The sequence below is a fragment of the Pectobacterium sp. CHL-2024 genome, from assembly GCF_044751765.1.
In the GTDB taxonomy this organism is placed as follows: Bacteria; Pseudomonadota; Gammaproteobacteria; order Enterobacterales; family Enterobacteriaceae; genus Pectobacterium; species Pectobacterium brasiliense.
The window spans coordinates 48,498-72,961 of sequence record NZ_JBIXKO010000011.1 but is presented as its reverse complement, the minus strand read 5'-3'; the positions used below and the strand labels follow the sequence as shown (position 1 = coordinate 72,961).

Annotated in this window: 19 protein-coding genes; 3 read left to right on the top strand and 16 right to left on the bottom strand. The window is 57.1% G+C overall.

Annotation, left to right across the window (positions count from 1 at the left end):
* Positions 1–58: 58 nt before the first annotated feature.
* Both ACIPUG_RS15905 and proP read left to right on the top strand, forming a co-directional pair.
* Complete coding sequence (locus ACIPUG_RS15905; RefSeq protein ID WP_400339217.1) at positions 59–1,051, top strand: helix-turn-helix domain-containing protein; 993 nt, start codon at positions 59–61, stop codon at positions 1,049–1,051.
* 274 nt (positions 1,052–1,325) lie between these two features.
* Positions 1,326–2,828, top strand: a complete 1,503-nt coding sequence (gene proP, locus ACIPUG_RS15900; protein WP_205546248.1) for a glycine betaine/L-proline transporter ProP — start codon at positions 1,326–1,328, stop codon at positions 2,826–2,828.
* Positions 2,829–2,907: 79 nt separating this feature from the next.
* Here the strand turns inward: proP and ACIPUG_RS15895 are convergent, their stop codons facing one another.
* The 10 genes from ACIPUG_RS15895 to ACIPUG_RS15850 form a co-directional block, all read right to left on the bottom strand.
* Positions 2,908–3,147, bottom strand: a complete 240-nt coding sequence (locus tag ACIPUG_RS15895; protein WP_039287506.1) for a hypothetical protein — start codon at positions 3,145–3,147, stop codon at positions 2,908–2,910.
* A gap of 107 nt (positions 3,148–3,254) precedes the next feature.
* A complete protein-coding gene (locus tag ACIPUG_RS15890; RefSeq protein WP_010285567.1) occupies positions 3,255–4,715 on the bottom strand; it encodes an AMP nucleosidase in 1,461 nt (486 codons plus the stop codon).
* Positions 4,716–4,870: 155 nt separating this feature from the next.
* Positions 4,871–6,649, bottom strand: a complete 1,779-nt coding sequence (locus tag ACIPUG_RS15885) for an ABC transporter permease subunit (RefSeq protein WP_400339214.1) — start codon at positions 6,647–6,649, stop codon at positions 4,871–4,873.
* 37 nt (positions 6,650–6,686) lie between these two features.
* A complete protein-coding gene (locus ACIPUG_RS15880) occupies positions 6,687–8,198 on the bottom strand; it encodes an ABC transporter substrate-binding protein (protein WP_400339211.1) in 1,512 nt (503 codons plus the stop codon).
* A 10-nt stretch (positions 8,199–8,208) separates the two neighbouring features.
* On the bottom strand, positions 8,209–9,456 hold the full coding sequence (locus tag ACIPUG_RS15875; protein ID WP_010285570.1) for an MFS transporter: 1,248 nt from the start codon (positions 9,454–9,456) through the stop codon (positions 8,209–8,211).
* A gap of 83 nt (positions 9,457–9,539) precedes the next feature.
* Positions 9,540–10,376 carry an ABC transporter ATP-binding protein gene (locus ACIPUG_RS15870; protein WP_400339208.1) on the bottom strand — a complete coding sequence of 279 codons (837 nt, stop codon included), beginning with the start codon at positions 10,374–10,376 and terminating at the stop codon, positions 9,540–9,542.
* Positions 10,373–11,206 (bottom strand): ATP-binding cassette domain-containing protein, encoded by an 834-nt coding sequence (locus ACIPUG_RS15865; protein WP_400339207.1) that lies wholly within the window; start codon positions 11,204–11,206, stop codon positions 10,373–10,375. Before ACIPUG_RS15865 ends, ACIPUG_RS15870 begins: the two co-directional genes overlap by 4 nt.
* Before the next feature lie 423 nt (positions 11,207–11,629).
* Complete coding sequence (locus ACIPUG_RS15860; protein ID WP_400339205.1) at positions 11,630–13,423, bottom strand: aryl-sulfate sulfotransferase; 1,794 nt, start codon at positions 13,421–13,423, stop codon at positions 11,630–11,632.
* Positions 13,424–13,439: 16 nt separating this feature from the next.
* On the bottom strand, positions 13,440–14,246 hold the full coding sequence (locus tag ACIPUG_RS15855; RefSeq protein ID WP_249647202.1) for an ABC transporter ATP-binding protein: 807 nt from the start codon (positions 14,244–14,246) through the stop codon (positions 13,440–13,442).
* Positions 14,243–15,832 (bottom strand): ABC transporter permease, encoded by a 1,590-nt coding sequence (locus tag ACIPUG_RS15850; RefSeq protein WP_400339202.1) that lies wholly within the window; start codon positions 15,830–15,832, stop codon positions 14,243–14,245. The genes ACIPUG_RS15855 and ACIPUG_RS15850 overlap by 4 nt, the downstream gene beginning before the upstream one ends.
* A gap of 238 nt (positions 15,833–16,070) precedes the next feature.
* On the opposite strand from ACIPUG_RS15850, the gene ACIPUG_RS15845 reads away from it, so the two are divergent.
* The gene (locus ACIPUG_RS15845) at positions 16,071–17,207 is read left to right on the top strand and encodes an ABC transporter substrate-binding protein (protein ID WP_400339200.1); all 1,137 of its coding nucleotides are present in this window, start codon (positions 16,071–16,073) and stop codon (positions 17,205–17,207) included.
* A gap of 12 nt (positions 17,208–17,219) precedes the next feature.
* Here the strand turns inward: ACIPUG_RS15845 and ACIPUG_RS15840 are convergent, their stop codons facing one another.
* The 6 genes from ACIPUG_RS15840 to ACIPUG_RS15815 form a co-directional block, all read right to left on the bottom strand.
* The gene (locus tag ACIPUG_RS15840; protein ID WP_400339257.1) at positions 17,220–18,158 is read right to left on the bottom strand and encodes a LysR family transcriptional regulator; all 939 of its coding nucleotides are present in this window, start codon (positions 18,156–18,158) and stop codon (positions 17,220–17,222) included.
* 145 nt (positions 18,159–18,303) lie between these two features.
* Positions 18,304–19,062: a CDP-diacylglycerol diphosphatase gene (locus ACIPUG_RS15835; RefSeq protein WP_205538284.1), complete on the bottom strand. Its 759-nt coding sequence runs from the start codon at positions 19,060–19,062 to the stop codon at positions 18,304–18,306.
* Positions 19,063–19,294: 232 nt separating this feature from the next.
* Complete coding sequence (locus ACIPUG_RS15830) at positions 19,295–21,304, bottom strand: TonB-dependent siderophore receptor (protein ID WP_400339199.1); 2,010 nt, start codon at positions 21,302–21,304, stop codon at positions 19,295–19,297.
* Positions 21,305–21,526: 222 nt separating this feature from the next.
* Positions 21,527–22,804 carry an MFS transporter gene (locus ACIPUG_RS15825; RefSeq protein ID WP_400339197.1) on the bottom strand — a complete coding sequence of 426 codons (1,278 nt, stop codon included), beginning with the start codon at positions 22,802–22,804 and terminating at the stop codon, positions 21,527–21,529.
* Positions 22,801–23,223 carry a hypothetical protein gene (locus ACIPUG_RS15820; protein WP_400339196.1) on the bottom strand — a complete coding sequence of 141 codons (423 nt, stop codon included), beginning with the start codon at positions 23,221–23,223 and terminating at the stop codon, positions 22,801–22,803. The genes ACIPUG_RS15825 and ACIPUG_RS15820 overlap by 4 nt, the downstream gene beginning before the upstream one ends.
* Before the next feature lie 112 nt (positions 23,224–23,335).
* Positions 23,336–24,304, bottom strand: a complete 969-nt coding sequence (locus ACIPUG_RS15815; RefSeq protein WP_400339194.1) for a helix-turn-helix transcriptional regulator — start codon at positions 24,302–24,304, stop codon at positions 23,336–23,338.
* Positions 24,305–24,464: the final 160 nt, after the last annotated feature.

Here is a 24,464-nt window from a genome sequence, read left to right as displayed (position 1 = left end):
TTTCCCATTGATGGTCAGTCGATAGGGAATATGCTATCTATAAATGAGAATCGTTATTATGTTCATTGTTATGCGAGGCGGCATTTTTCATATGCAAAACGGCGGGGGAAAAATGGCGCAAAGACAGCAACGGGGGCGAGAGGGACTACCGTCAGGCGACCGGTGCCGGATGAGTGAGGTGAATCGTTCTGATTCACGCCGAATACTGCCAGGCAACATCGGTGAGTGTTGGTCGGATTTCAGCCGTATTGATGCGGATCTGTCGCTGGCGCGTTCGCAATATCGCCCGTATCGTGCCTTGGTGGAAGAAACGCAGAACCCGCATTCGCAGCCGATGCTGGTCATGACATTTGCGCTGGCAGGGGAGTCTGCTTATTACGATTGCGGCGGCTCATCGATCGGGTTTCGCCAGCAGCATGTTACGATGACGACGTTTGGTGCCAGCGCGGGCGAGCGCCATTATCAGGCTCAGCAGCAGGTCGATCAGCTACGGCTGCTGGTGGGGAAAACGGCGGTAGCGCGCTATTTTGGCGCGGACTGTGCAGAGCAGTTGTTCAACGATGATGGGGTACAGCTGCGCGCATTTACGCCCGTCTCTGCGGCCAGTCAGGTTCACGTCAATGCGCTGTGCGGTGATGGCGATCCGCTAAATCGCCATATTCATGCCTTAAGCCTGCTGGCGCAGTATCGGCACGTCCTACAACCGGAAGAAAGACACGGCGGTATTCATCCCCAGGAACGACAGCAATTGGAGCAAGTATGCCGTTGGATGCGCGAGCATCTGGCCGAACCGCTGACGCTGGCCTGTATTGCGGCTCAGGCGGGAATGAGTGAATCTAGACTCAAACTGGGGTTTCATCGCTGCTTTGCGACCACGCCGGGTCAGATGCTATTGCGGATGCGGATGGAGCGGGCGCATCAGCTACTGGAACAGGGATTTCAGGTAGCGCAGACGGCCTGGCAAGTTGGCTATCGACACCCCGCTAATTTCAGTCTGTCATTTACGCGCTATTTTAACCGTAACCCGAAAATGATTACTTCGCGTAAGTAAAAATACCCCACTGACAGTAATGTGATGATTTTGTCATAACTATTTACCATTATTTTCCTTTTATTATATTCCCGCGCGTTATTTGGACATGCGGTGCCTGAATCCGAGCTTTTGTCCAAATTCTTCTATACTTCATCCAGCAGTATCAACGTGTAATGAATATTGCGACCAATAAGCGGTTTATTTTTCAGCGTGCAGTCGGGTGGTTCCCTGTGCATGAAAAAGAGTGTTTCATTTTTAATAAACGGTCGCTTTTTAAGCAAAGGAAAAAAGGATGAGATTAAAAAAGAAAAAAATCGAACCGATGAAAATTCAGGACATTACCATTATTGATAATGCCAGACTTAAAAAAGCCATTACCGCCGCCGCATTGGGTAATGCGATGGAATGGTTTGATTTTGGTGTATATGGCTTTGTGGCGTATGCGCTCGGACAGGTCTTTTTCCCCGGAGCCGATCCCGGCGTACAAATGATTGCCGCGCTGGCAACGTTCTCGGTTCCCTTTTTGGTTCGGCCACTCGGCGGAATATTCTTTGGTGCGATGGGGGATAAATTTGGCCGCCAGAAAGTTCTGTCGATCACCATTATTATCATGTCGGTGAGTACATTCTGTATTGGCTTGATTCCGTCCTATGAATCGATTGGTATTTGGGCACCGATACTGCTGCTGTTGGCGAAACTGGCGCAGGGATTCTCCGTCGGGGGGGAATATACCGGTGCGGCGATTTTCGTTGCTGAATATTCCCCGGACAGACGACGCGGCTTTTTAGGGAGCTGGCTGGATTTCGGTTCTATTGCCGGGTTCGTGATGGGCGCGGGCGTCGTGGTGCTCATTTCTTCCATTGTGGGAGAAGAAAGTTTTCTGGATTGGGGATGGCGTATTCCGTTCTTTATTGCTGCGCCGCTCGGATTAATTGGGATTTATTTGCGCCATGCGTTGGAAGAAACGCCGACGTTCCAACAGCACGTTGACAACATTGATAAAGAATCAAAAGACAGCATCCAATCCCCGCCGAAGATTTCTCTGCGTGACATTGTGACCAAGCAATGGAAAGGTCTGCTGATCTGTATCGGGATGGTGATTACCACCAATGTCACCTATTACATGCTGCTGACCTACATGCCGAGCTACCTTTCACACAGCCTGAATTACTCGGAAGATCACGGGGTGATGATTATTATTGCCGTCATGATCGGGATGCTGTTTGTGCAGCCGGTGATGGGACTGATGAGCGACCGCTATGGGCGTAAACCGTTTATTATTTGCGGCAGTATTGGGCTGCTGCTGCTGTCGGTGCCCAGCTTCATCTTGATCAACAGCGATGTGATTGGACTGATTTTCTGCGGATTACTGATGCTGGCCGTGCTGCTGAATTCGTTCACAGGGGTGATGGCTTCAACGCTGCCCGCACTGTTTCCTACGCATATTCGCTATAGCGCGTTGGCGACGTCATTTAACGTTTCCGTACTGGTTGCGGGCTTTACGCCAACGGCGGCGGCGTGGCTGGTGGAATCAACCAGCAACTTATATATGCCGGCGTATTACCTGATGGTGATTGGGCTGATCGGCCTGATTACCGGGATGTCGATGCGTGAAACCGCTAATCAGCCGCTGAAAGGCGCAACGCCCGCGGCATCGGATCGGACAGAAGCCAAAGAGCTGTTGCAGGAACAATACGACAATATCGAGCAGAAAATAGAAGAGATTGATGAGCAAATCGCCGAGCTGGAGAAGAAAAGAAAACGGCTGACCGAACAACATCCTGAGATTAATTAGTCTCATCTTCCTATGTTAGAAAAGCGCCACGAATGTGGCGCTTTTGCTATGTCGCGTACAACGACTCTGTCACGTAGGACTAGCGACCAATGAGCCGCAGCTGGGTGCAAAACGGGCAACCGCAGCCGTTAATGGAGGTCGCATCGCACTGGCCGGGATGAATGGTTTCCAGCCCCATTGGCGTAAAGCTTGAAAAGGTGCGCTTAGGCTCATCGATATTGTTCAATCCACTCTCCGTAGACTGAGCTATTTTTGCCTGAAACGCCGAGGCTTGTGTCGCGACGAGGGAAAGAAACAGAACTGACAGACCTTTTTTCATTGGGCTTATCCGCTAGGGTATTTGGTTTGTTATAACATAACGTATTTAGTCACGCCAGAGCAGCTGACCGCCTGAATAGCGGTCGGCTGCCTAACCGCGTCGTCCGATTAACGGAACGGTGGCTCGTTAAAGGTGCGTAGTTTACGTGAGTGCAGCTTATCGCTTTCCGCCCGCAGCAGATCGATAGCGCAGATGCCAATCTGCAAATGCTCCGAAATCGCCCCTTCATAGAAACGGTTCGCCTGTCCCGGCAGCTTGATTTCACCGTGCAACGGCTTATCCGAGACGCACAACAACGTGCCGTAAGGGACACGGAAGCGATATCCCTGCGCGGCAATCGTTGCACTTTCCATATCCACGGCGACGGCGCGACTGAGGTTAAACCGCAGGGCAGAAGCCGCATAGCGTAGCTCCCAGTTGCGGTCATCGGTGGTGACCACCGTGCCGGTACGCAGACGCTGTTTAACTTCTTCCCCCGGCATACCGCTGACCATCTTGGTGGCGTCATACAGCGCGCGCTGCACCTCGGCGATGCTGGGAATCGGGATATCCGGCGGTAGCACGGCGTCCAGTACGTGATCGTCACGCAGGTAAGCATGCGCCAGCACATAATCACCGATGGACTGGCTTTCGCGCAGGCCGCCGCAGTGGCCGATCATCAGCCAGGCATGTGGACGCATAACCGCGAGGTGATCGCAGATGGTTTTCGCGTTGGATGGCCCGACGCCAATGTTGACCATCGTAATCCCTTTACCCTGACGAGGAATCAGATGATAAGCGGGCATCTGGTGGTTCTTCCAGGCCAGATCGGACACCGTCTGCTCGGGGTTTGGCGTCTCGGCGGTGATGTAAATACCGCCAGCACAAGATAGCGCCTCATACGGGCTATCGGGATCGGCAATCTGCGCACAGGCCCAGCGTACAAACTCATCGACATAGCGTGTGTAGTTGGTGAAGAGGATGAACGGCTGAATATGTTCTACCGGCGTGCCAGTGTAGTGACGAAGCCGCGCCAGCGAGAAATCGGTACGCAGCGCGTCGAAGTGTGACAGCGGCGACGTGGTGGTGGCGTGAAACAGCCCATCTGCCGTCTCGTCCCCAATCTGCGACAGCTCTGTTGTGGGGAAATGCTTGGCGATACCAGCGCTCATCGAACGGTCAAGAATCAGATCGGAACCGTCGAGCACGTAGGGGAACGGAATTTCCTGCTGTGACGGGCTAACCTCGATGGTGACGTCATAATCCCCCTCCAGCAGCGCCAGCTGTTCCGCCAGATAAGCACGTAAAAATGCCGGACGGGTAACGGTAGTGGAGTAACTGCCGGGATGGGTAAAACGCCCATAGGCGCGATGGCGGGGGTGACCGGTCGAATTGCCACTCCAGCTAACGCGGAGAGCTGGGTAGGCAAATAGCCCCGCCGTGCGCGCGTTAGCATCAGGCAGCGTGCCATCATTGATGAAGTCCCCGATGGCGTCGCGCAGCGCTGAGACGGCGTCATCATACAGCGCTTCCAGTTTATCCAGAGTCTGAGTGACGGTAAGACTGACGTGGGATCCGCTGTTATGCATATTCTCTCCTTTAATCACGCTCTACACATATTCATATGTACTTCGGCAGAGGTTAGCTCACAGCGTAACTGAAGATGCCCAGCCCCGCCATCGTGAAATCTGGCGGAGCTGTGAACGTGGAGAGAAGCGGCGCTTAAGCTGTGTCCCATAATAGATTAGTGCTTGTGGCGACCGGAAAGGTTCGCCGCGCTCACCGCCAGTATCGACAGCACGCCGAGTGCTGCCGCCGGTGCCAGCACGCCCCAGAAGGCGCGTTCGATATACGGCATCCCCTCAGCCAGAACGCGTCCCCATTCCGGCGTCGGCGGTGATGCGCCCAAGCCTAAAAAGCCGAGCGATGCGAGCGCCAGCGCAATGCCAGGCAGTTTCAGCATGGCGTGACGGAAAAGCGGGCCAATCAGCGCGGGCAGAATATAGAACAGGCTGCGCCGTATCGGGCCGACGCCGAGAATCGGCAGCATTCGAATATAAGGGCGCGCATTGATTTCGGCGACCAGTGCCGCCGTGTGGGCCGCGAGCGGTGCCCAACTCACGGCAATCACGGCAATCGCCGCACCCGTTGCCGTCGTGCCGTTTACCGCAGCAACCAGCAGCCCGGCAATCACTGGCGGCAGGGCGTTAGTCACTTCAATCGGGCCGGTGAACAGGCGCGGAAAGAGCCCAACCAACAGGCCAATTGCCAGACAGGCCAGCGATACCGCCAGCGCCAGCAGACAGGTATTTAACGTACCGTGTGCGACGCGTGCCAGCAAATCACGCCCCATCGCATCCGCGCCAAAAGGCAGCAGAAACGACGGCGGTTGCAGACGTAGAAAGGCTGAAGTATAGGGATCGCGCGGCAGGCCAGCCAGCAACAGTAGCGTCAGCAGCAGCACGCAGATAATCGGTAGCCAGATGGCATGACGAGACGCGGGGCTACCATGCTCTTCCGGCACGGGCATTGCGCCGCTCCGCAGCGCGCGTCCGAGAATCAGCAGCCGAACGCCGCTGGCGGCGATGCCAGCCAGCGAGGCGATGAGTAAGAGAATCAGCACGCCGACCTGCAAGGCGGGCAGATCCTGTGCCGCTGCGGCCCCTAGCGTGGCGCGTCCCAGACCGGGAATCGCGAATACTTTTTCGACGGCGATGGCACCGCCTGTTAACGAGACCAGCACCAGCCCGACCAGCGGCATCACGCTGGGCAACGTGCGTTTCAGCACCGCCAGCGCGATATGACGACGGCTCACGCCAGCTACACTCCAGGTGGTGAGCCAGTTTTCGCTGAAGGTGGCGGATAGCGCGTCGGCAATAATCCGGCCAAGGTAGCCGCCTGCTGGAATACCGAGCGCCAGCGACGGCAGCACCGCGTAGTGCAGGCCCAGCCAGCCATAAGGGGGAAACCACTGTAGCCAGACGGCACCGACAATCAGCAGAAATGATGCCAGCAGGAATTCGGGCAGCGCGGTAAACAAGGCGGCAAACAGACCGCCTGAACGATGAACCTGGCCGCGTAACCCCTGCCGAAAGGTAGGGGCGCACAGCACGGCAGCCAGCGTGAAGGCCACCAGCGCCGAGGAGGCCATTAGCGTGATCGAGACGCCCGCCGCTTGCAGCATCCCCGGAAGGACCGGTCGGCCAGACACCCAGGAATTGCCCGCATCGCCGTGCAACAGACCCGTCAGCCAGTTCAACAGCAATTGCAGCGGGCCTTGATCCAGCCCGAGTGAGTGACGAATCGCGTTTAGCGTTTCCGCCGTCGCTTCCTGCTCGCCGGAACGGGCGCGCAGCAGCGCCAGCGCCGGATCCTGACCGGATAACCACGGCAACATGCCAATCAGCACCACAATCCCCGCCAGCGTCAGCAGCCGCGAAAACAGTGGAATCAGCACGCCGTATCGCGGGCGTTGCGTCTGGTTGATGGTCGCACAGGTGCGGCAATACAGCGATTCGCTCATAAACTCGTCATCTTTCTGGTTGCAGATGCGCTATCCGTTACTTGGCGCCGGTAACAATATGCGTAGCGGCGTTAATCAGCGTACGTTCACGCGGGTCGCGCAGTGCGTCTTTTACCTGTGCGCTTTCACCTTGGATTACGCGTTCATGCAGCATTGGGATCGCGGCATCGCTGGCAATGATCAGGTTTTCTGCCTGCATGATGGCCTGACGGCGTGCTTCGCCAGCAGGAATTGCAGCCGCTTTCTGTAACGCCTGATCGATCTCCGGGCGGCACAGTTGCGCGATATTGAACGACCCTTCACAGGCGAAGTCGCTGTATAGATAAGCGACTGGATCGCCGGAATCTAGCACCGTCGCGCGCGATAAGATAAAGGCGTCAAACTTGCCCGCCAGCGCGTCGGATTCGATCTGCGCATATTCACGCACCACCTGTTTTACCGTAAACCCAGCGGCAGTGAGCTGCTGTGCCAGATAGACCGCCACTTCAGGTAGCTCAGCGCGATCGCTGAAGGTTGCCAGCGTAATGGTGGCACCCGCAGGCGTACCGGCTTTGACTGGGTTCACTACAGGTTGACGCAGTCCTGCCGCCCACGGCAGTGCAGGGCCTAACAGACCCTGCGCGATATCGGCGCGTTTCTCATACACGTTGTCTACCAGCTGCTGGCGATTGATTGCATCGCGCACGGCGGCACGCATCGCAGGATCTTGCATCACGCCATGACGCGTATTCAGATACAGCGTATTGGTGCGCGGCATTGGCACTTCATGCACCAGCGATTGCTCCAGCAGCGGTGCCTGTGAAACGGGAATGGCTTCGACAATGTCCGCCGTGCCGGTACGTAATGCAGCAGCACGTGCTGCGCCGTCGGAGACAAAGCTCACGTCGATACCGCTGGCCTGTGCTTTCTCACCCCAGTAACCGTCGAATCGATCCAATACCGCGCTGCTGGTGCCGGTGACGGTACGCAGAACGAACGGGCCGCTTCCGGTGTTGATCGGATTGACGACGCCATTTTTACCGTATGCCGCGCTGGAGAGAATCGCCAACTGCGGACTGGATAAACGCTGCGGCAACAGCGGATCCGGTTTAGCCGTGGAGACAACGACGGCGTTATCGCCATCGGCTTTTACCGTTAACTGCACGCCGTCCAGAATGCGCGGTTTGGGGGCGGCGGCGGCGGCCACGGTGAGCGCATTCACTACCGTGGCGGCGTTTAAGGCGGTGTTATCGTGAAAATGGACGTTCGGGCGTAGTTCAAAACGCCAGGATTTATCATCGATCTGCTGCCATGTTGTCGCCAGCGCAGGTTGGGCTTCGCCGAGTTTGTCGAGTACCACCAGCGTTTCTGCGGTGCTCCAACGCGACAGCTTAAAGGCATCATCGCTCAGCGGTGTCAGGCCGGAGCGCGGCGGCTGAAGCATCGCCAGTTTGATTCGACCGTCATGATGCGAGGAATGGTTTTCCTCCGGCTCGTTGAAGCAACCAGAAAGCAGCAGCGTGGCTGACAGCAAGCCAGAAACGGGCCACAGGCGATTACGCATATTCATCAATCTGTCCTTATTCATTCACGGTTGGAGCGGATTTAAACGGGCGGCAGATGACCATCATCGCCAGCGAACTGCACAACGGCACGGCGGCGAGCAGCACCCACGGAATGGCGGCCTGCGGTGACGGCGTCAGCGCGCGGTCAAGCTGGCTGCCGAGGATAAAGTTGCCAACCAGAACGGCGATGCCACCCATCGACGCCAGCGCGCCGTAGTGCGCCCCCAAATTCTGGTTGTTGGCAAAGCGCGGGATAAGGTCCATCCCGACGGGAACGATCAGCATCTGCCCCAGCGTCAGCAGCGTAATTAACGAGATAGCGGGAAGCAGGCGCTGCCAGCCTTCAGGTGGCGTGCTGGAGGCAAAGAGCGCGACGCTAAAGAACGATGCAGCTAGCAGCGCAAAGCCCAGTGGCAGCATGCGTGCCGCGCCAACCCGACGGGCAAAACGCGCCAGCGGGAGCTGTAACCCGATCACCAGCAGGGAAGCCAACACAAACAGCGGCCCGAGATCTTTCTCGCTGCTGCCGGAGCGATGCAGCTCAACCGGCAGCGCCAGATAGAGCTGGTTGTAGCTGAACAGATAAGCGCTGTAGGCAATGATGAACGCGACAAAGCGGCGCTGGCGGAACGTTTCCCACCACGGGGCAATCTGCAATTCTCCCCGATTACGCTGCGTTGGCGGCAGGCTGAAAAACAGGACGATGAGTGCGATAACAAACACGCCCGCACCGGCTAGCGCCACGCGCTGGAATCCGTATCCCGCCAGCACCGAACCGAGCAACGGCCCCAGTACCGCGCCTAACTCGCCGCAAATAGCAAACAGGGCGAACCACTCGGAGCGGCTGCGTTTTCCCTCTTTTTCACTTTGCGTACCGGCCTGTGCCATCAGCGCTTCAATGGCGGGAGAGAACAGGGCTCCACCGACACCGGTCAGACAGGCACCAAGGATGATCGGCCACAGCGAGTCGCCTAACGCCAGCAGGAGATAGCCGCTGATACGCACGACGCAGCCGCATAGGATGATCACGCGCGCACCGAAGCGATCGGCCAGCGCACCGCCGACTAAAAACATGCCCTGCTGAGAAAAGGTGCGTAAGCCAATCACCAGCCCGATGGCCCAGCCGGAAAGCAGCATATCGTCACGCAGGAAAATGGCCAGAAACGGCACGACGGCATAAAAGCCAATGTTGAAAACCAGCTGGCTACCCAGAAGTAACGGGGGATAAGGCCGCGGGGCGCGGTTGGCGGTAAGGTCTGACATGTCATGATCCGTTATAAAAAGCCCGTTACGGGGAATGTGTTATTGATGCGATATTTTATGGTAAAAAGCGCGTTTTCAGCGAGCTAATAGCCCGACGTCGATAGGGCGGGAACGGCCTGCAACAGACGGGCGGTGTGCGCCTGCTGCGGCGAAGCCAGCACCTCGGCTGTGGGGCGATCTTCAATAATGCGTCCGCCGTCCATGACCAGCATTCTGTCGCACAGCCCGGCGAGCATGGAAATGTCGTGCGAGGCCATCAGCAAGCCCATCTTATTTTGTTCGGTAACCTGTTGAAGCAGGGCTTTAATTTGTTCACGTAGCGGTAAGTCCAGACCGCTGACGGGCTCGTCTGCCAATAAAAATTCGGGTCGGACGATCAGCGCTCGCGCCAGCGCAACGCGCTGTGCCTGTCCTCCGGAAAGCTGTCCGGCGACCTTATCCAGAAGCGTGACGCTCAGTCCTACCTGATCCATGACGTCGCTCAGGCGGGCAGAATGATTTCTATTAACGTGGCGGACCTCATCGGGGCGGAGTCGTTTCAGCGGCTCGATGAGGAGATCGGCGACGCGCTGACGCGGCGCGAGCGAGCCTGCCGGATCCTGCGGAATGTACTGAACGCGGCGGCGATACCAGAGCAGCGAACGCACCGAACCGGGCGTAATCAGGTTGCGGTCGCAGTACACCGCGCCACGCTCCGGCGCTTCAAGCGCGAGCAGGGTTTTTAGCAGCGTGGATTTACCACAGCCGGACGCACCAACCAGCCCGACGCGTTCGTGCTGTTGCAGGTTCAGCGACAGGTCGTGAAAAATCGCACTGGCGGGATCGGCCTTTTGCCACGGCAAGCGTGAAGTCTGGCGATAGCGGCTAACGTGCTCAAGACTTAAAAACGGTGAGGGAACCGCATGCAGGTGGTGGCTCATCCGGCGAGTGCTCCGGCAGCGGGTAACATCCTGTCGGATAACAAGGTGTCAGATAAAAGCGTGTCAGCGCGACGAGCAGCAGCGACCAGACTACGGGTATAGGACTGCTGTGGTGCATTCAGTAATTGCTGCATACTACCAGATTCAATGACTCGCCCGTTTTCCATCACCAGACCACGCTGGCAGAGTTGGGCGGCAACGGCGATATCATGCGTAATAAACAGCAGAGCGGGAGCATCCGGCTGCGTGCTACGTTCCTGTAAAACCTGCAATACCTGCTGCTGGGTCATGACATCGAGCGCGGTTGTGGGTTCATCTGCTACCAGCAGGCGCGTTTTGCCGAGCAACGCAAGGGTAATGCAAATGCGCTGACGCTGACCGCCGGACAGTTCGGTAGGATAGCGTTGCAACAGGTTGGGAATATCATCCAGTTTCATAGCAGCCAGAAGCGCAGAAAGTTCAGCGGAAGAGGGGGTTTTCAACGCCAGTGACAGCTGTTTTCCCAACGGCATGAGGGGATTGAGCGCCGTTGCCGAGTCCTGGAACACCGCAGAGACGCGGCTGACCGATGGGCGTGCCAGCGCTTTCAACTGACCAACCTCTTCGTCATTCACCCGAATACTGCCACGAATCTGGCAGCCCGACGGCGGTGTGCCGATGACGGCTTTGGCGGTGAGGGATTTACCAGAACCGGACGCCCCGAGTAAACAGACACGTTCACCCGCGAACAGCGTAAAGCTGATATCGCTGACTTTGGTTTCACCGCCCATGGACAGGCTCAGGTTTTCTACCTGAAGAATGGCGTCTGTGTGTCTGTTCCGGTTAATCATAGATAACGTATAGGGGCAGTGTAAATCGATATGTAATAACATAACAAATTACAACGAAGTGATGCAAAGGAAATGTGATCCAGCGCGAATAAATTGGCGCAGAGACGCCGTCTTAGTCGACCGCGTCGATGACGAAAAAATGAGGGGGAGAATAATCGCAGGGAAGTGCGGACTATCTCGTGGCGTGTATTTTTAGAGCCTACTCATTCGATGAGTCAACAAGCTGTGCCAGTTCCGTCGCGCTCAACTGAGTAATCTGGCTGACCTGAGCAGGCTCCATGCGGCTCACTCGGCGGCCACGTCCACCGCTGCATAATTTTTTAAGCCGGATATAAACCGCCGCAAGTTGAGGCATTTGTGTAAGAGGCAGTGTACAGATAGACGCGATCTCACTGGGAGCGAGATCGCGTTAAGGTATGGGGTTTAGCTCTGTTGCGTGGTTAGCCACTGGCGCAGGCGTTCGGGCTGCTGTGCGCTGCTCAGGCGAGCCTGTTCTTCACCATTGACGAGCCATAGCAGGGTCGGTAACGTCCTGACCGCCAATTGCTCCGCGAGGGCAATGTGATGATCGGCGTCCAGATAATGGCTCGGCAAGTCGCGGTATTCCTCGTTATCCAGAATCGTTTCCAACTGGCGATAAAGGCTCTTGCAGTGGACACAGCGCTCTGCGCCCACTAGCAGCAGCTGTGGACCACGTTGGGCTGCCAGCTCAGGCCAGTCGTCGGCGGTCAGTGGAGCAAAGCGCTCACGGTTGACGGCAAAGAGTTTCGGGCTGCGCTTGAGGTCTTCGCTGTCAGTCGCGACGCACAGGGCATCGCCGCCCTTTTTGTAGGGGCGCGTGCCGTCAATACGAACCACGCTGGCGAAGCCGGGGGCGGCGGCACCGGGTTGACGTAGCTGGGTGTTGTCGGGGGCGAGCACCGGGTTTTCCTGTGGGCGCGGCAACTGGGGTACCCACTCGTAGGGCACGCGGTAAGCGCGATACAGCATGTTAGTGTTTACCGTCTTGCCCCAATAGGGGGAAATAAACTCCCAGACAATCTCGTGTTCAACGGTGACTTCGAACAGCCGACCGTTGGCCCCTTCGTTGATCAGTGTATTACCGTTCGGCAGACGTTGGATATTGCTGATGTACGGGCTGTAAAAACGGAAGGCGTCGGTTGGATGCGGGATGCCCGCTTCGTACGGCGAATAACGCCAGACAATATCCAGCGTTATCGGATTGATTTCCAGCACGCGGGAATAGTCACGCCAGGCGTTTTTCACGCCATCGGCCGATGCTGGATTGGGCGCGCCGTAGCCTGCCCAGCCGCCGTTATCAAACACCAGAATATTGCCCGCGCCCGGCAAGCCGGCAGGGATCATATGCGCGTGATGCTGACCGATAATCCAGCCGATGTGTTTGAGTTCAGGCGTGTTGTAGTTGGGGCCAAGCTGCCAGACGATATTGCCGCTTTGCTTGTCGATGATGGCGATGATGTTGGATTCGCGCGCGTCCCAGATGATGTTATCCGGGTGGAAACGGGTATCGCCCTGATCGAACCACGGGTTGGGGCCGAGTGCCGACATGGAGTTGATGTGCATCCAGTCGCCCATCCCGCCGCCGCTTTTGCGCAGGTTAGGGTTGTTGTACAGCGCAGTTTTCGCGTCGTCGTCAAAGCCCAGCTCATCGAAATGGTCGCTGCAACGCCATTCCCACAAAATGTTGCCTTCCCAGTCCACTTCGATGATGGTGTCGTCGAGCAGCAGTTTGTCGCTAATGCGTTCATTGTGCAGGTTGGTATGCGCCAGCAGTAGCGTGTTGCCGCCGATCGACTGCGGTTCCTGCCCCGGTGCGTAATAGCCGACCGGATTGCCGCTGCGCTGGTAGTCATGATGGACGCGCGCCATCCATTCAGGCGGAAGATCGGGATCGGTAATGTGTTCATAGCCGTTGAATTTCCACACGACGTTGCCGTCCCAGTCCACCTGAATCAGGTCGACCATGTCCTGCATGCCGTAGCGCGAGTCGCGTTCGCCGCTGTGCCCAAGGATGTAACCGCCGGGCAGGATTTTATTGGGGAAGCCGTGCAGGCCTTCCCACAGGCGCAGTTCGGTGCCGTTCATATCCACCAGTACCGCGCCACGTTCCAGTGCCTGAAAGACGGTGTAGCCGCCCCAGGCTTTTTCCGGGTTGTAAATCGTTGTGCCGGTTGGGTAGACGGAAGGGTGTCCCATAATGGTGCTCCAGTATTTACGTGTTCAGAGAAGAGAGAGCCGCCGTATCGGCAGGCTGCGTCAGCAAGGCGAGCAGATCGCTGCACTGCTGGTGAAAAGCCTGACTGTCGCGCTGGCGCGGATGCGGCAGAGAAATCGTCGCAATCTGGCGGATACGTCCCGGTCGCGGAGCCAGTACAACGACGCGATCGGCGAGATAGACCGCTTCCTCGACGTCGTGCGTCACCAGCAGCGTAGTGGTGCCCTCCGCCTGATGGATGCGGCGCAGCTCCTGTTGCATCTGCTGGCGGGTCAACGCATCCAGCGCGCCAAAAGGCTCGTCCAGCATCAGGATGCGTGGATTGGCGACGAGCCCGCGCGCGATAGCCACACGCTGTGCCATGCCGCCGGAAAGCTGGGCGGGCAGGGCATCGGCAAAATCCTGCAAATGCACGAGCTGGATAAAGTGGTCGATCAGGCGCTTCCGTTCTTTGTCGTCGATGGCTTCATTCGCCAGCCCGAGCGCGATGTTTTGTCGCACTGTCAGCCACGGAAACAGGCGCGGTTCCTGAAACACCATGCCGCGCTCACGTCCGATGCCGCGCACGGTTTTCCCTTCGACCAGCACGCGTCCCTGATAGTCGTTGTCCAGACCGACCAACATGCGCAGCAGCGTGGATTTGCCGCAGCCGCTGCTGCCAACAATCGCCACCAGTTCACCGCTGTGGATCGACAGGGAAAAATCCTCAATCACCGTTAACGCCTCGCCCTGTACGCGAAACTGTTTACGAAGTCGATCGAACTGCACCACCGGCGGTGATACGTCAAGGGTTGTGGACGTCATGCGATTTCTCCTGCGGAACGCCAGCGCGTCATCCGCTGTTCCAGACCTAATCCGACGCGGTCGAGCACCGCGCCCGTTAATCCAATCAACAGCATGCCGCTGATAATCAGGGGCATATCCAGCAGCTGTTGGGCGTTGATCATCAGGCTGCCGATTCCGGTGCCGGATGACATGAAGTATTCCGCACCGATGGTGCCAAGCCAGGCGTAAATCAGCGACAGACGTAAACCGGCGAAGATTGCGGGTGCGGCACCCGGCAGGATCAGCACCCGCAGTCGGGTTGCGAGACGGAGCTGCAATACCTGTGCGACTTCCTGTAAAGCCTGAGAACGCTGGCGGATACCGCGATGGCTGGCCACCAGCATGGGGAAGAACGACGCCAGCGCGACAAACGTGATTTTCCCGACGTCGTCGTTGCCAACCCAGGCGGTCAGTAACGGCAGCCAGGCAAACAGCGCGATCTGGCGCAGCGTCGCGACCGTAGGGGTAAAGAGGGCATCGCTGGTGGCATTCAGCCCCAGCAGCACACCGCACACGAGCCCCGCGATAATGCCGCATACTGCACCGGCGAGCGCACGGGTCAGGCTGGCCTGCATCGCCTCGGTGAGCGAACCATCACGGATGCCTTGCAGCAGCATGTGCCACACATCAGCGGGCGGTGGCAGCAGCAGCGGATCGATCCAGCCCAAACGGCTGGCCTGTTGCCAGAGCAGCAGAAGCAGAAAGGGTAAAACCAAAGCGGATAAACGGCGAGATGGCGCAATGGCTAAGCGACTGAGCGGCGGGTGTGGCCAGTAGACCAGACGACGCTCCAACTGATTGATTGCCCACTCCATCGTCAGCCCCGCCAGCCCAATCACGGCGATGCAGACAAATACAATATCCAACTGAAACAGCTGACGCCCCCATACCAGCAGGTAGCCAATGCCCTGAGATGACGCCATCAGTTCGACCACAATCAGCGATACCCACGCCTGCGAGAGCGCCAGCCGTAAGCCGGTTAACCAGGTGGGTAACGCGGCGGGCAGCGTTAATTTAATGAGGCGTTGATGCCACGGCAGGCGCAGAGTGCGAGCAACTTCCTGTAGCGCATGCGGCACGTTGCGCACGCCCGTTTGCGTATGCAGCGTCACAGGGATAATCACGGCCTTGATGATGACCGCGAGTTTTAAACCGTCATCAATCCCGAACAGCACCATAAACAGCGGGATCCAGCCCAGCGTTGGAATTTGTGCCAGCGCGTATACCGTCGGGTGCAGCAGGTGCTCGGCGCGGCGCGAGGCGCCCATCAGCGCACCAAGCAGCGTTCCCGCAAGAACGCCTGCCAGCAGGCCGCTCGCCAACCGTTGCAGGCTGATAAAGAGCTGCGGCAGGAGATCGTTGTGCCAGAGTTCGGCGGCAGTTTTAGCGACGACATCGGGAGCCGGGAGAATCTGAGCGGGCATCCAACCGTAGTGGGTGCTGATATACCACAGGGCCAGCAGCGCCAGCGGTACGATTAGTGGCACGACAAGAGAATAGGCTCGTGCTATCGGCAGTGCAGGCCAGACGATCGCGGTTTTTTTCAGCGGTATCGACTTATTCATTTTATTCCCGAAAACCATCGCAGTTGGATGAATAGGGAATAAAAAACAGGTTTCGACGTTGAACGCCAATGCAATAAAGCGATGGTCGCCGTGCAATAAATGCATATGCGTAGCCCGAGCCCGCCAGCCCTGATTTATGCTTTTTTCCGCTGAACAAACTTGTAAATGTTATTTAAGCCTGACGCCGACGGTTCGTTAGTTTTCATGGCAGATGAAACGAATGATTAAGGAAAACCGTATGCAACAAACCACCCTGTTGATCACTGCCTCGCCGATAACGGCATCTTCCCGCTGGCGCAGGAGGATGAAGGTGTTAAGTACTGCTTTGCTGATGGGTGCGGCGCTCGTTTCCACCGTTCAGGCAAACGACGCCGCCCCGCAGGATGCACAGAAACCGACGGAGATTCGCATTGGTTTGCCGGATCAGAGTGCAGGCAGCAAGCCTTTTATCCGCGGGCCGCTGGGGTTGGCGCATATTCGCCAGCAGTTGGAGAAAGAATTTGAGCCGCAAGGCATCAAGATTCAGTGGTCGTTCTTTAAAGGCGCGGGCCCGGCGGTGAATGAGGCGCTGGCGAACAAGCAGTTGGATGTAGTGTATCTGGGCGATCTGGCGGCTATTATCGGTCGTTCAGGTAGTCTGCCAACGCGGGTGCTGGTCGGGTCACGCGGATCTAATTCTTATCTGGCCGCGACACCGGAATCGGGCATTCAGCGCATTGAAGACCTACGCGGCAAGCGGATTGCGGTCTACAAGGGGACGGCCGATCAGCTGTCGTTTGAACGGGCGATTAAAAGTGTCGGGCTGAACGAGCGGGACGTGCGGGTGATCAATCTTGACTGGACGGCGGGCAAAGCGGCGCTGGCGGCCAGACGCGTGGATGCGGTGTGGGGCGGTGTCTCTCTGCTGGCGCTGCGTAAGCAGGGCATCAATATTGTGACCACCAGTCGGGCGCTGGGCTGGCCGAACACCACGCAGGCTGCCGTGCTGGCGACGCAGGACTTTATCGACCGTTATCCGGGCACGACGCAGCAACTGGTGAATGTGCTGGTGGACAATGCGCAGTGGATCGGCGATGCGCAGCACCTGCCGGAATACACCGCGCTAATGGCTGAACAGAGCCAGATTCCGCAGGCGATCTTTCAGGAAGAGCTGAAAGCGGAAGATCTCCCTTTCCAAAGCTCGCCGCGTCTCGACCCCTTCCTGCTCAGCAGCTTGCAGGACAGCATCGAGCGGGCGAAAGCAGCCGGGCTGATTCGCAATACGTTCTCGGCCAGCGACTGGTTTGCCGGCCAGTTTGTTGATAGGGCGCTGAAAGCCAAAGGGCTGGAATCAAACTGGGCGGTGTATGACGCCAGCGGTAGTCCCACGAAATAATCACGAATGCGCTCACAGGGTCGGCAGTGCCGGAGCCGGTGAGCGCAGCCTGTCCTGCGCCAGTATGGTTTCAATCATCAGTTCAGCCAGCGGTGGCAGCGTTCTCTGCAAACAGGTGACAATACCGAAGCGGGTTTGCATATTTCCCCATTCCGGCGGCGTGCCCGTCAGCGGAATTTCTACCAACTGATGGCTTAATCGTCCCAGCGCAAAGCCATCCTCGCTGGCAAAACTGATGGCCTGCGTGTGTCGCAGGATGCTGAAGACGGAATAGATATGGTCACACTGAATCTGTGGCCGATAATCGGGCTGACGCGTTAACGCCGCCAGCACCTTGCGCATGCCAACGGGCATAAAAGGGGAGGCGAGTGGAAAGCGCAGAAGATCGTCCGGCGTCACGTTTGCCTGCTGCGCCAGCGGGTGTGAAGAGTGGCAGATAAAGAAGCAGCGCTGCTGGCTTAATGGCTGTACGTGGAGGTTGGTTTCCATTTCGGCCTGCCAGGTGTCGGCAACGATAAAAGGCCACTCATCGGCCAGCAGCCGCTCACGCAGGGACTGCCAGTTATCCACACTGTAGGTGACTCTGGCGCGCGGACGAAGGGCATGGAAATGCGCGACCGCTTTGGGGATCAGCGTGGTCGACGGTGCGGGGCCGCAGCCAAACGTCAGTTCGCCTTCCTGTGCCTCGCTGATTTGCCGCATGTCGGTCATCAATTCCCAGGACAGTTCCTGCATACGCCGCGCAAACGGCAGCAGCGTATTGCCCTGCCACGTCAGTGCAAAACGGCGGCTCTGACGGTCGATAAGCGGATGCCCCATCGTTTGTTCCAGCGCCTGAATGCTGCGACTGAATGCCGATTGCGACAGGCAGACAGCCTCTGCGGCTTGTACAAAACTACCATGTTCGGCCAGTGCAAGAAAATTGCGTAATTGCCGTAAATCCAGATGCATGTTGCAGCTACCTAACATATCGATTTTCCCCACTTTTTAGGCGGAGGTCGGCTGGCAACGCAATGAACAAAAAGTCATAACTTATAGCGAATTGATTGCTATAGGCCTTCGGCGCACGCAGGCCGCTGTCTGGCGCGGTCAGCGGCTATTTCGCCAGCGCACAGGAAAAATCCTGAATTTCTTCCACGGACCCGAGACTCATATTGAATACGTCAAGGCTGCTGGCGAGCAGTACCTTTTCACCTGCTGGCGTGGAGACCATCGCAAGACCGTATTTGCCGATAGATTCATCCCGCTGCTGGGCGTAGCGATCGAGTGTTTTGAATGGATCGCTTTGCGTCAGTTCGTTCGCCGTGAGCGTTTTTGCCAGATAGGTATGCCCGTTGATTTTGACCGGCAGCGTTTTCCAGTCGGCAGAGAGTGTCGGGAATTGCTGATTCAACGTTTGATAAATTTCCGGGCGCAGGCAGGCAATGTGGATATGCAGCTGGTTTTGCGTGCGTCCATAGCGTGAATTAATCGCTAGCGAGAGGTAGTCATCTTTGATTGGTTTGCCCGCTTCACGTGAAAGATGGCCGCGCCGATCCCACGCCTGCATAAAGAAATTAGGTACGTTTTGCTGCAAGAGTTCAGGGCTCTCGATGCCGCTGATTTTATCTGTTGGGAGCAACAGGTCGTGATAGGGACCGTTTCTGTCATCGAAGAGCACGTAGCCCTCTGCCAGATTAACTTCCAGACAAGGGGCCGGATTGCCATTGCGTTGCTGATTGGGCACGCATTGTTCACTGACGATCTCCCACAGTGCATTGCTGTTTCCCCGACTAACCTTCCACCCTATTGCCGTGGCCGCCGTGAGTACAATGATGGCAGAAACAGTGAAGATCAAGATCGTGTTGCGTTTCATGACGGGTCTCCGGCAGGCGCAGAAAGCGCTAAGTAGCGGGGAAAAACGGGGCATGATAAATCAGTGATAAGCCAGTATGGGGCAGCGGCGATGTCATTAATATGACTTTGGTGAAAGGAGAAAGGCTAATCGGTAACGGATTGTAAGAGAGAACGGTGGTGGAATGGCACATGACACGGCCTTTTAACCTACACAGTAATGTGATTAAAAGGCCGCGGTAAAACGACAGGAATCAGAACAAGTCGACCCGCACGTCCACGCCAACGGTTCGGCCCTCGTTGACCTGTGCGTAGCCTGATGTACCACTCATAAAGCCAAAGGTGCGGTAGCGGCGGTCGAAGACGTTATCCACATAGCCAGCAATATTCACTCGATCGGTGGCCTGCCAACTGAGGCGCAGGTCGGTGGTGGTATAGGTGCCCTGACGCAACGCATTGTCGCCGTCGAAGTAGTGCGGCCCTACCACGTTGAAGGCTAGACGCGGCATTAACGCGCCGAACGAGGTATCGATCAGTCCGTTCAGGCTAGTGCCAGCCCCGTAGCGCGGGACGAAAGGTACACGTTTATCCTGATAGCTCTCGCTGTCGCCAGCGAATTCAGAGCGGACATAGGTGCCGTTGATATCCCATGACCAGTTAGGAACGAACTGCCACTTCAGCATCATCTCTACGCCACTGGCATCGGCGCTACCTGCGTTGCTGAGCGTTTGCATACCGACCGGGCCGGAATACAGCTGCATATCACGCGTATGGGTGTGGAACACTGCGCCCTGAAGCTGCACATCGCCGCTCTGATAGCGCGAGCCGATTTCATAGTTAATCGATTTCTCTGCACTATACGGAATGGCCTGCGTGCCAGCGGCAGGTGAATAGTTAAAGCCCGTTGGTTTGTAGCCCTGCGCGACGCGGGTATAGACACGCCAGTCATTATTCAGCAGATAGCTGGCGGAGAGCTGTCCCAGCACCTGATCGTCATCGACACTATTGCGGTCACCCACGTTCATGCCGGAGAACTGCTGGTGGTAACGGGTTTCGGCTCTATCGTGCGATACGCGCAGCCCGCCGCCCAGATCGATGCGGTCGGTCAGATGCCAGGTCAGATCGCTGTAAGCGGCTAACGTCTCCGACGATGTGTTGGCATTGCTTTTCATAAACGGAGAACCAGCCTGGATGTAGGTCAGATCGAGTTTCTGACGCGTGTTCTGGCGGTAAAGGCCGAACACCATATCCACCGTGCGGCCTGCGCCGTGCGTGGCGGCTCGCAGTTCCTGCACGTCCTGATTCCAGCGCTCCGGCATGTCGGCAATCAGCGTACCGTTCGGGAAGGTGCGGTCATAATTCTGCTGCTGCCACGCGCCGATCAGGCTGAAGATCCAGTTATCGGTGGTGTATTTTCCGCTTAGCGACTGGCTGTGCGTGCAGCGGCGTAATGTAGGATCGGGTGCGCCCGCGGCGATCTCCAGCGTCCGGTTTTTGGCATCGCCAAACGGCAGATAAGTGTCCTGCGTAGCGCGCGTGCAGTCTTCCGTCAGTGCCAGACTGGTTTCCCACGGCTGATCATCGGGGGCCAACCGGAGTCGAAGATTCCCGACGCTGGATTTTGTTCCGCCAAGGTTATCGCTGCCCGTGGCGGGGTTGGTCATCGCGCCTGAATCGACCTGACGTAGCAGCGTGACGCTGCCATACAGCAGGCCATCCTGAATGGGGCCGCTGAGGTTGATTTTGCCGTGATAGCCGTCGCGGCTGGCAACGCCGCCTTCGACATAGCCACGCGGCGTGCTGTCCGGCTGCTGAGTCACGATGTTGATAATGCCGCCCTGGGCGCTTTTACCGTACAGCGTTCCCTGCGGACCTCGCAGCATTTCGATGCTTTCCACATCGGAGAGTGCCTGCACGGTGTTGGTGGCGAGTTGTGGCACGCCGTCCACGTAAACCGTCACCGCCGGACTGTAGAAATCCTGGGCGGAAGACACGCCGCGCAGTGAGATGGAAGGGAACAGCAGGCTACCGTTATTCCCGAGGTTCAGGCCGGGCATCACGCGGGTCAGCTTGTCGGTGCTGGTCACGCCAGCGTCTTTCAGCTCCGGTGCCGTCACGACGGTAGAAGAGACGTTATTGGCCGAGGCGGAATAGGGCGACTGTTTGCTGGCGGAGACAACAAGCGTATCGTCCTGAGCGGCAAAGGCGCAGGAAGAGAGAAACACGCCGGTTAAGGCGAGCGGATAAAGACGCATTATTTTCATTATTAAATCCCTGAAAAGACTAAAATCGCTGTCAACGTAACGGCTTTCATCACGACGCGCTTTAGTACAATACGGAAAGCTACAATACGGAAAGCTACGGTACGAAAGCGTGTGAGACAGAGAGTGATGAAAGTTAAATGATAATCGTTTGCGTTTTTTGAGCTACCCGTATCGGGTCTATTTCAACCCGAATACAGCAGACTTCTTGCGCATTTTCCTGCCTTAATCCTGCCCCCGCTGGCTTGCTGTAGCGGGAGTGATTCCCTCTGAAAACGCGCGGAAAAGCCGCACAGATAGCCGTTTGGCGGGCCACAGGCTGGCGACGGCGAAGCAGGCCAGCACGCCCAGCGTGGTCTGGTAATTTGTGTGATGCGCTAACTGGAGCGCAGCAATCGACACGATCATGGCGACAGCTGCATCGGTCGATTGGAACAGCGCATAGTCGGAAGCGGGCTGATGCGGTCTGACTAAGCCCATCAGAACGTTGTATAGCGTGACAAACCCGACGGCGGCAGCCAGATTGACCACGCCAAAGAGCGCGATCCAGGCGTTCAATGAATACAGCGGGTAGCCGACGGCCAGCACAATGGCGAGTAGAGCGTGCACGACCATGACGGGCAGCAGACAGCGCAGCGCGCCCATACGGCGAATCAGGACGTTGGCGAGCACAATCCCGATGCCGCTGACGGCGGTGCTGTATACGGTCATGACGATGCCCAACTGGCTCAGGCTAAGCTGTCTGTCGATCAGCATGACGGTCTGTAGCGCCATCATGCCGCGCATCGCCAGATAGAAAATGGCCGTGAAGGCTACTACCGGCCAGAGCGCCTTAAGCGTCAGACGATTTAGCGTCGGGCGTGCGGCTTGCTGACTCTGACGAGCCGGACTCTGACGATCCAAAGTCTGACTGTGCTGGATAGGGGACTGCTGGATATAGCGCAGTGGCAAGATGAGCATCAGAAGCGATAGCCCCGCCAGCGCGAAGAAGCCGCCTCGCCATCCCGCCTGTTCCGCAATACTCAGGAATGCATAAGAGCCGAACAAAATACCCAAATAGCTGCCGCCGACCTGTGCAGTATTCGCCAGCGCGCGACTGGCGGCGTTGGTCGTGCAGATCGTGATGCCGTCGGCATAGATATCGTGGCTGGCGGAGAGCAATGCCAGCAGCATCAGCGCAATGATGATAGTCAGGACAGAGTGCTCGGGGGAGATGACGCCAATCACGACCAGCGTTGCCGCCATCGCGATCTGGAGCAGCACCAGACTGCCTAAATAGGGATTACCGCGCAGAGGAAGCGCGTGACGCTCGCCCCACGGTGCCCACAGGCATTTAGCAATCCACGGCAGAAAGGTCAGCGACAGCCAGCTTAGCTGCGCAAGATCCAACCCCGCGTGGCGAAAATAGCCTGCCACGCCTTGCATAATGAGTGCGGTGATCATGCCCTGATGGAGGTAGAAACACCAATAGGGCAGATAGCGTGTCATCGGGTTGTGCGTCATGGTTTGTCGCGATCCAGCAGCATTATCGCCAGCGCCTGTGCTTCAAGCGAGGTGGCGACGACAAAATAGGCATACGGCGCCTGCCCAGACTGCGCCCAGTTCTCCGCCCATTCCACGTACTTTTGTCTTTTGGTTTCGTCGCTTTCGATGCGAATCGCACCCGCACAGTATTGCTGTTGCAGGCTGACGTTATCGCGCGTCCACTGAAGATAAGCATTCATAAAAATAGGGGAGCGATGGGGCAGGTCGGCACCGGTCATACAGAGAACAAAGCGTTCTTGCGCGGCATACAGCTGCGCGATCTGCGCCATATAATCCGCGGATTCCTCGTCGGGCACCTGTTCTGGCATATGCAAGAAGACCACCGGCCAGGCGTCTGTATCAAGGAAAGGATGTGGCGTTGTAATGGAATCGGGCATAGCGGTTTCTCCGGTTTATTATGGAGAAAATGATAATCATTCGCTGTTACGGCGCTACCCGAATCCAGTCTATTTGTACCCGTATCGGGATGAACGGGACGTTGGTTTTCAGCTAAATGTTCAGGCGCTTGAAAGCAGAAGGCGTGACGCCAAACTGCTTTTGGAAGGCGGCGCTAAAGTGGCTGGCGTTGGCATAGCCCAGATCGGTGGCGACCACCATGACGGGTGCGCCTGTGACAAACAGCCGACGCCGCGCTTCGTGCATACGTTCGGCCTGAAATAACCCATAGATGCTGTTATTGAAGAGTTGGCGAAATCCGCGTTTCAGCTTGAGTACGCTTATTCCGGTTTCTCTGGAGAGCATGGCGATAGTAGGAGCCTGTGACAGATCCGCCAGCAGCAGATCTTTGGCCCGCAGCAGCTTTTGGCGATCGGCCAGGCTGAGCGTGTCCTGTTGGGGAACCGCGTCGGCATGTCCGGCGACGGCGAGGCTAACCAGAATCATGCTTTGCCCCAGTAGCCACAGGGGCGCATGACGGTTTTCACCAGCCTGCTGCGGGTGCGTCAGGCTGGACAGCGCGTGGCTCAATACCTGCGCGGTCGCCCGCATTTCGGCATTGCAGTCGCAGTGGGTGCAGAGCCGGCCGGAATCTAACTGCTGTTGCAGGTTACCGGTGAGATTCGGCACCCAGTTAGCCAGTAACTCAGGGCTCAGTGACACCGTGACGCTTTCAAACTGTCCGGCGTAGGATGACGTGCCCTGACAGTCTGGGGTGTAGCTAATACAACCCGATCCTTGCTTCAGCACGTGTTCTCGTCCCCGATCGCCTTTCAGTGCAAATTGCGAATCTCCTTGCAACGAACAGGAAAAATTGATGCGTCCCCAGTCGTCATGCAAATGCATGGTAGTGGGCTGTCGGAACTGTCCGCGCCACACCAGAATATCCAGCCCTTCCTGAAGCGTAGCGCGCAGCAGGCTACAGTCCGCACCGGTATCCGGCCGCATGACGTGCAGTTCAGCGATCAAATTTGAAATGGTGACTTCAGGCTCGCTGGTGGCTTTCAGTGGGGAGGCATTCAATGGACAGACTCCTGAAGAGACGGGTTGCGGTCATCGGACGATCCGGTAATTGGACGATCATCGCACCGCAGTTGATGACGGTAACCCGTACCGATTCGGGTAGAAATCGGCTCGAATCGGGTAGATACGCAATTGAGAATAGTTATTATTCCTGACTTTA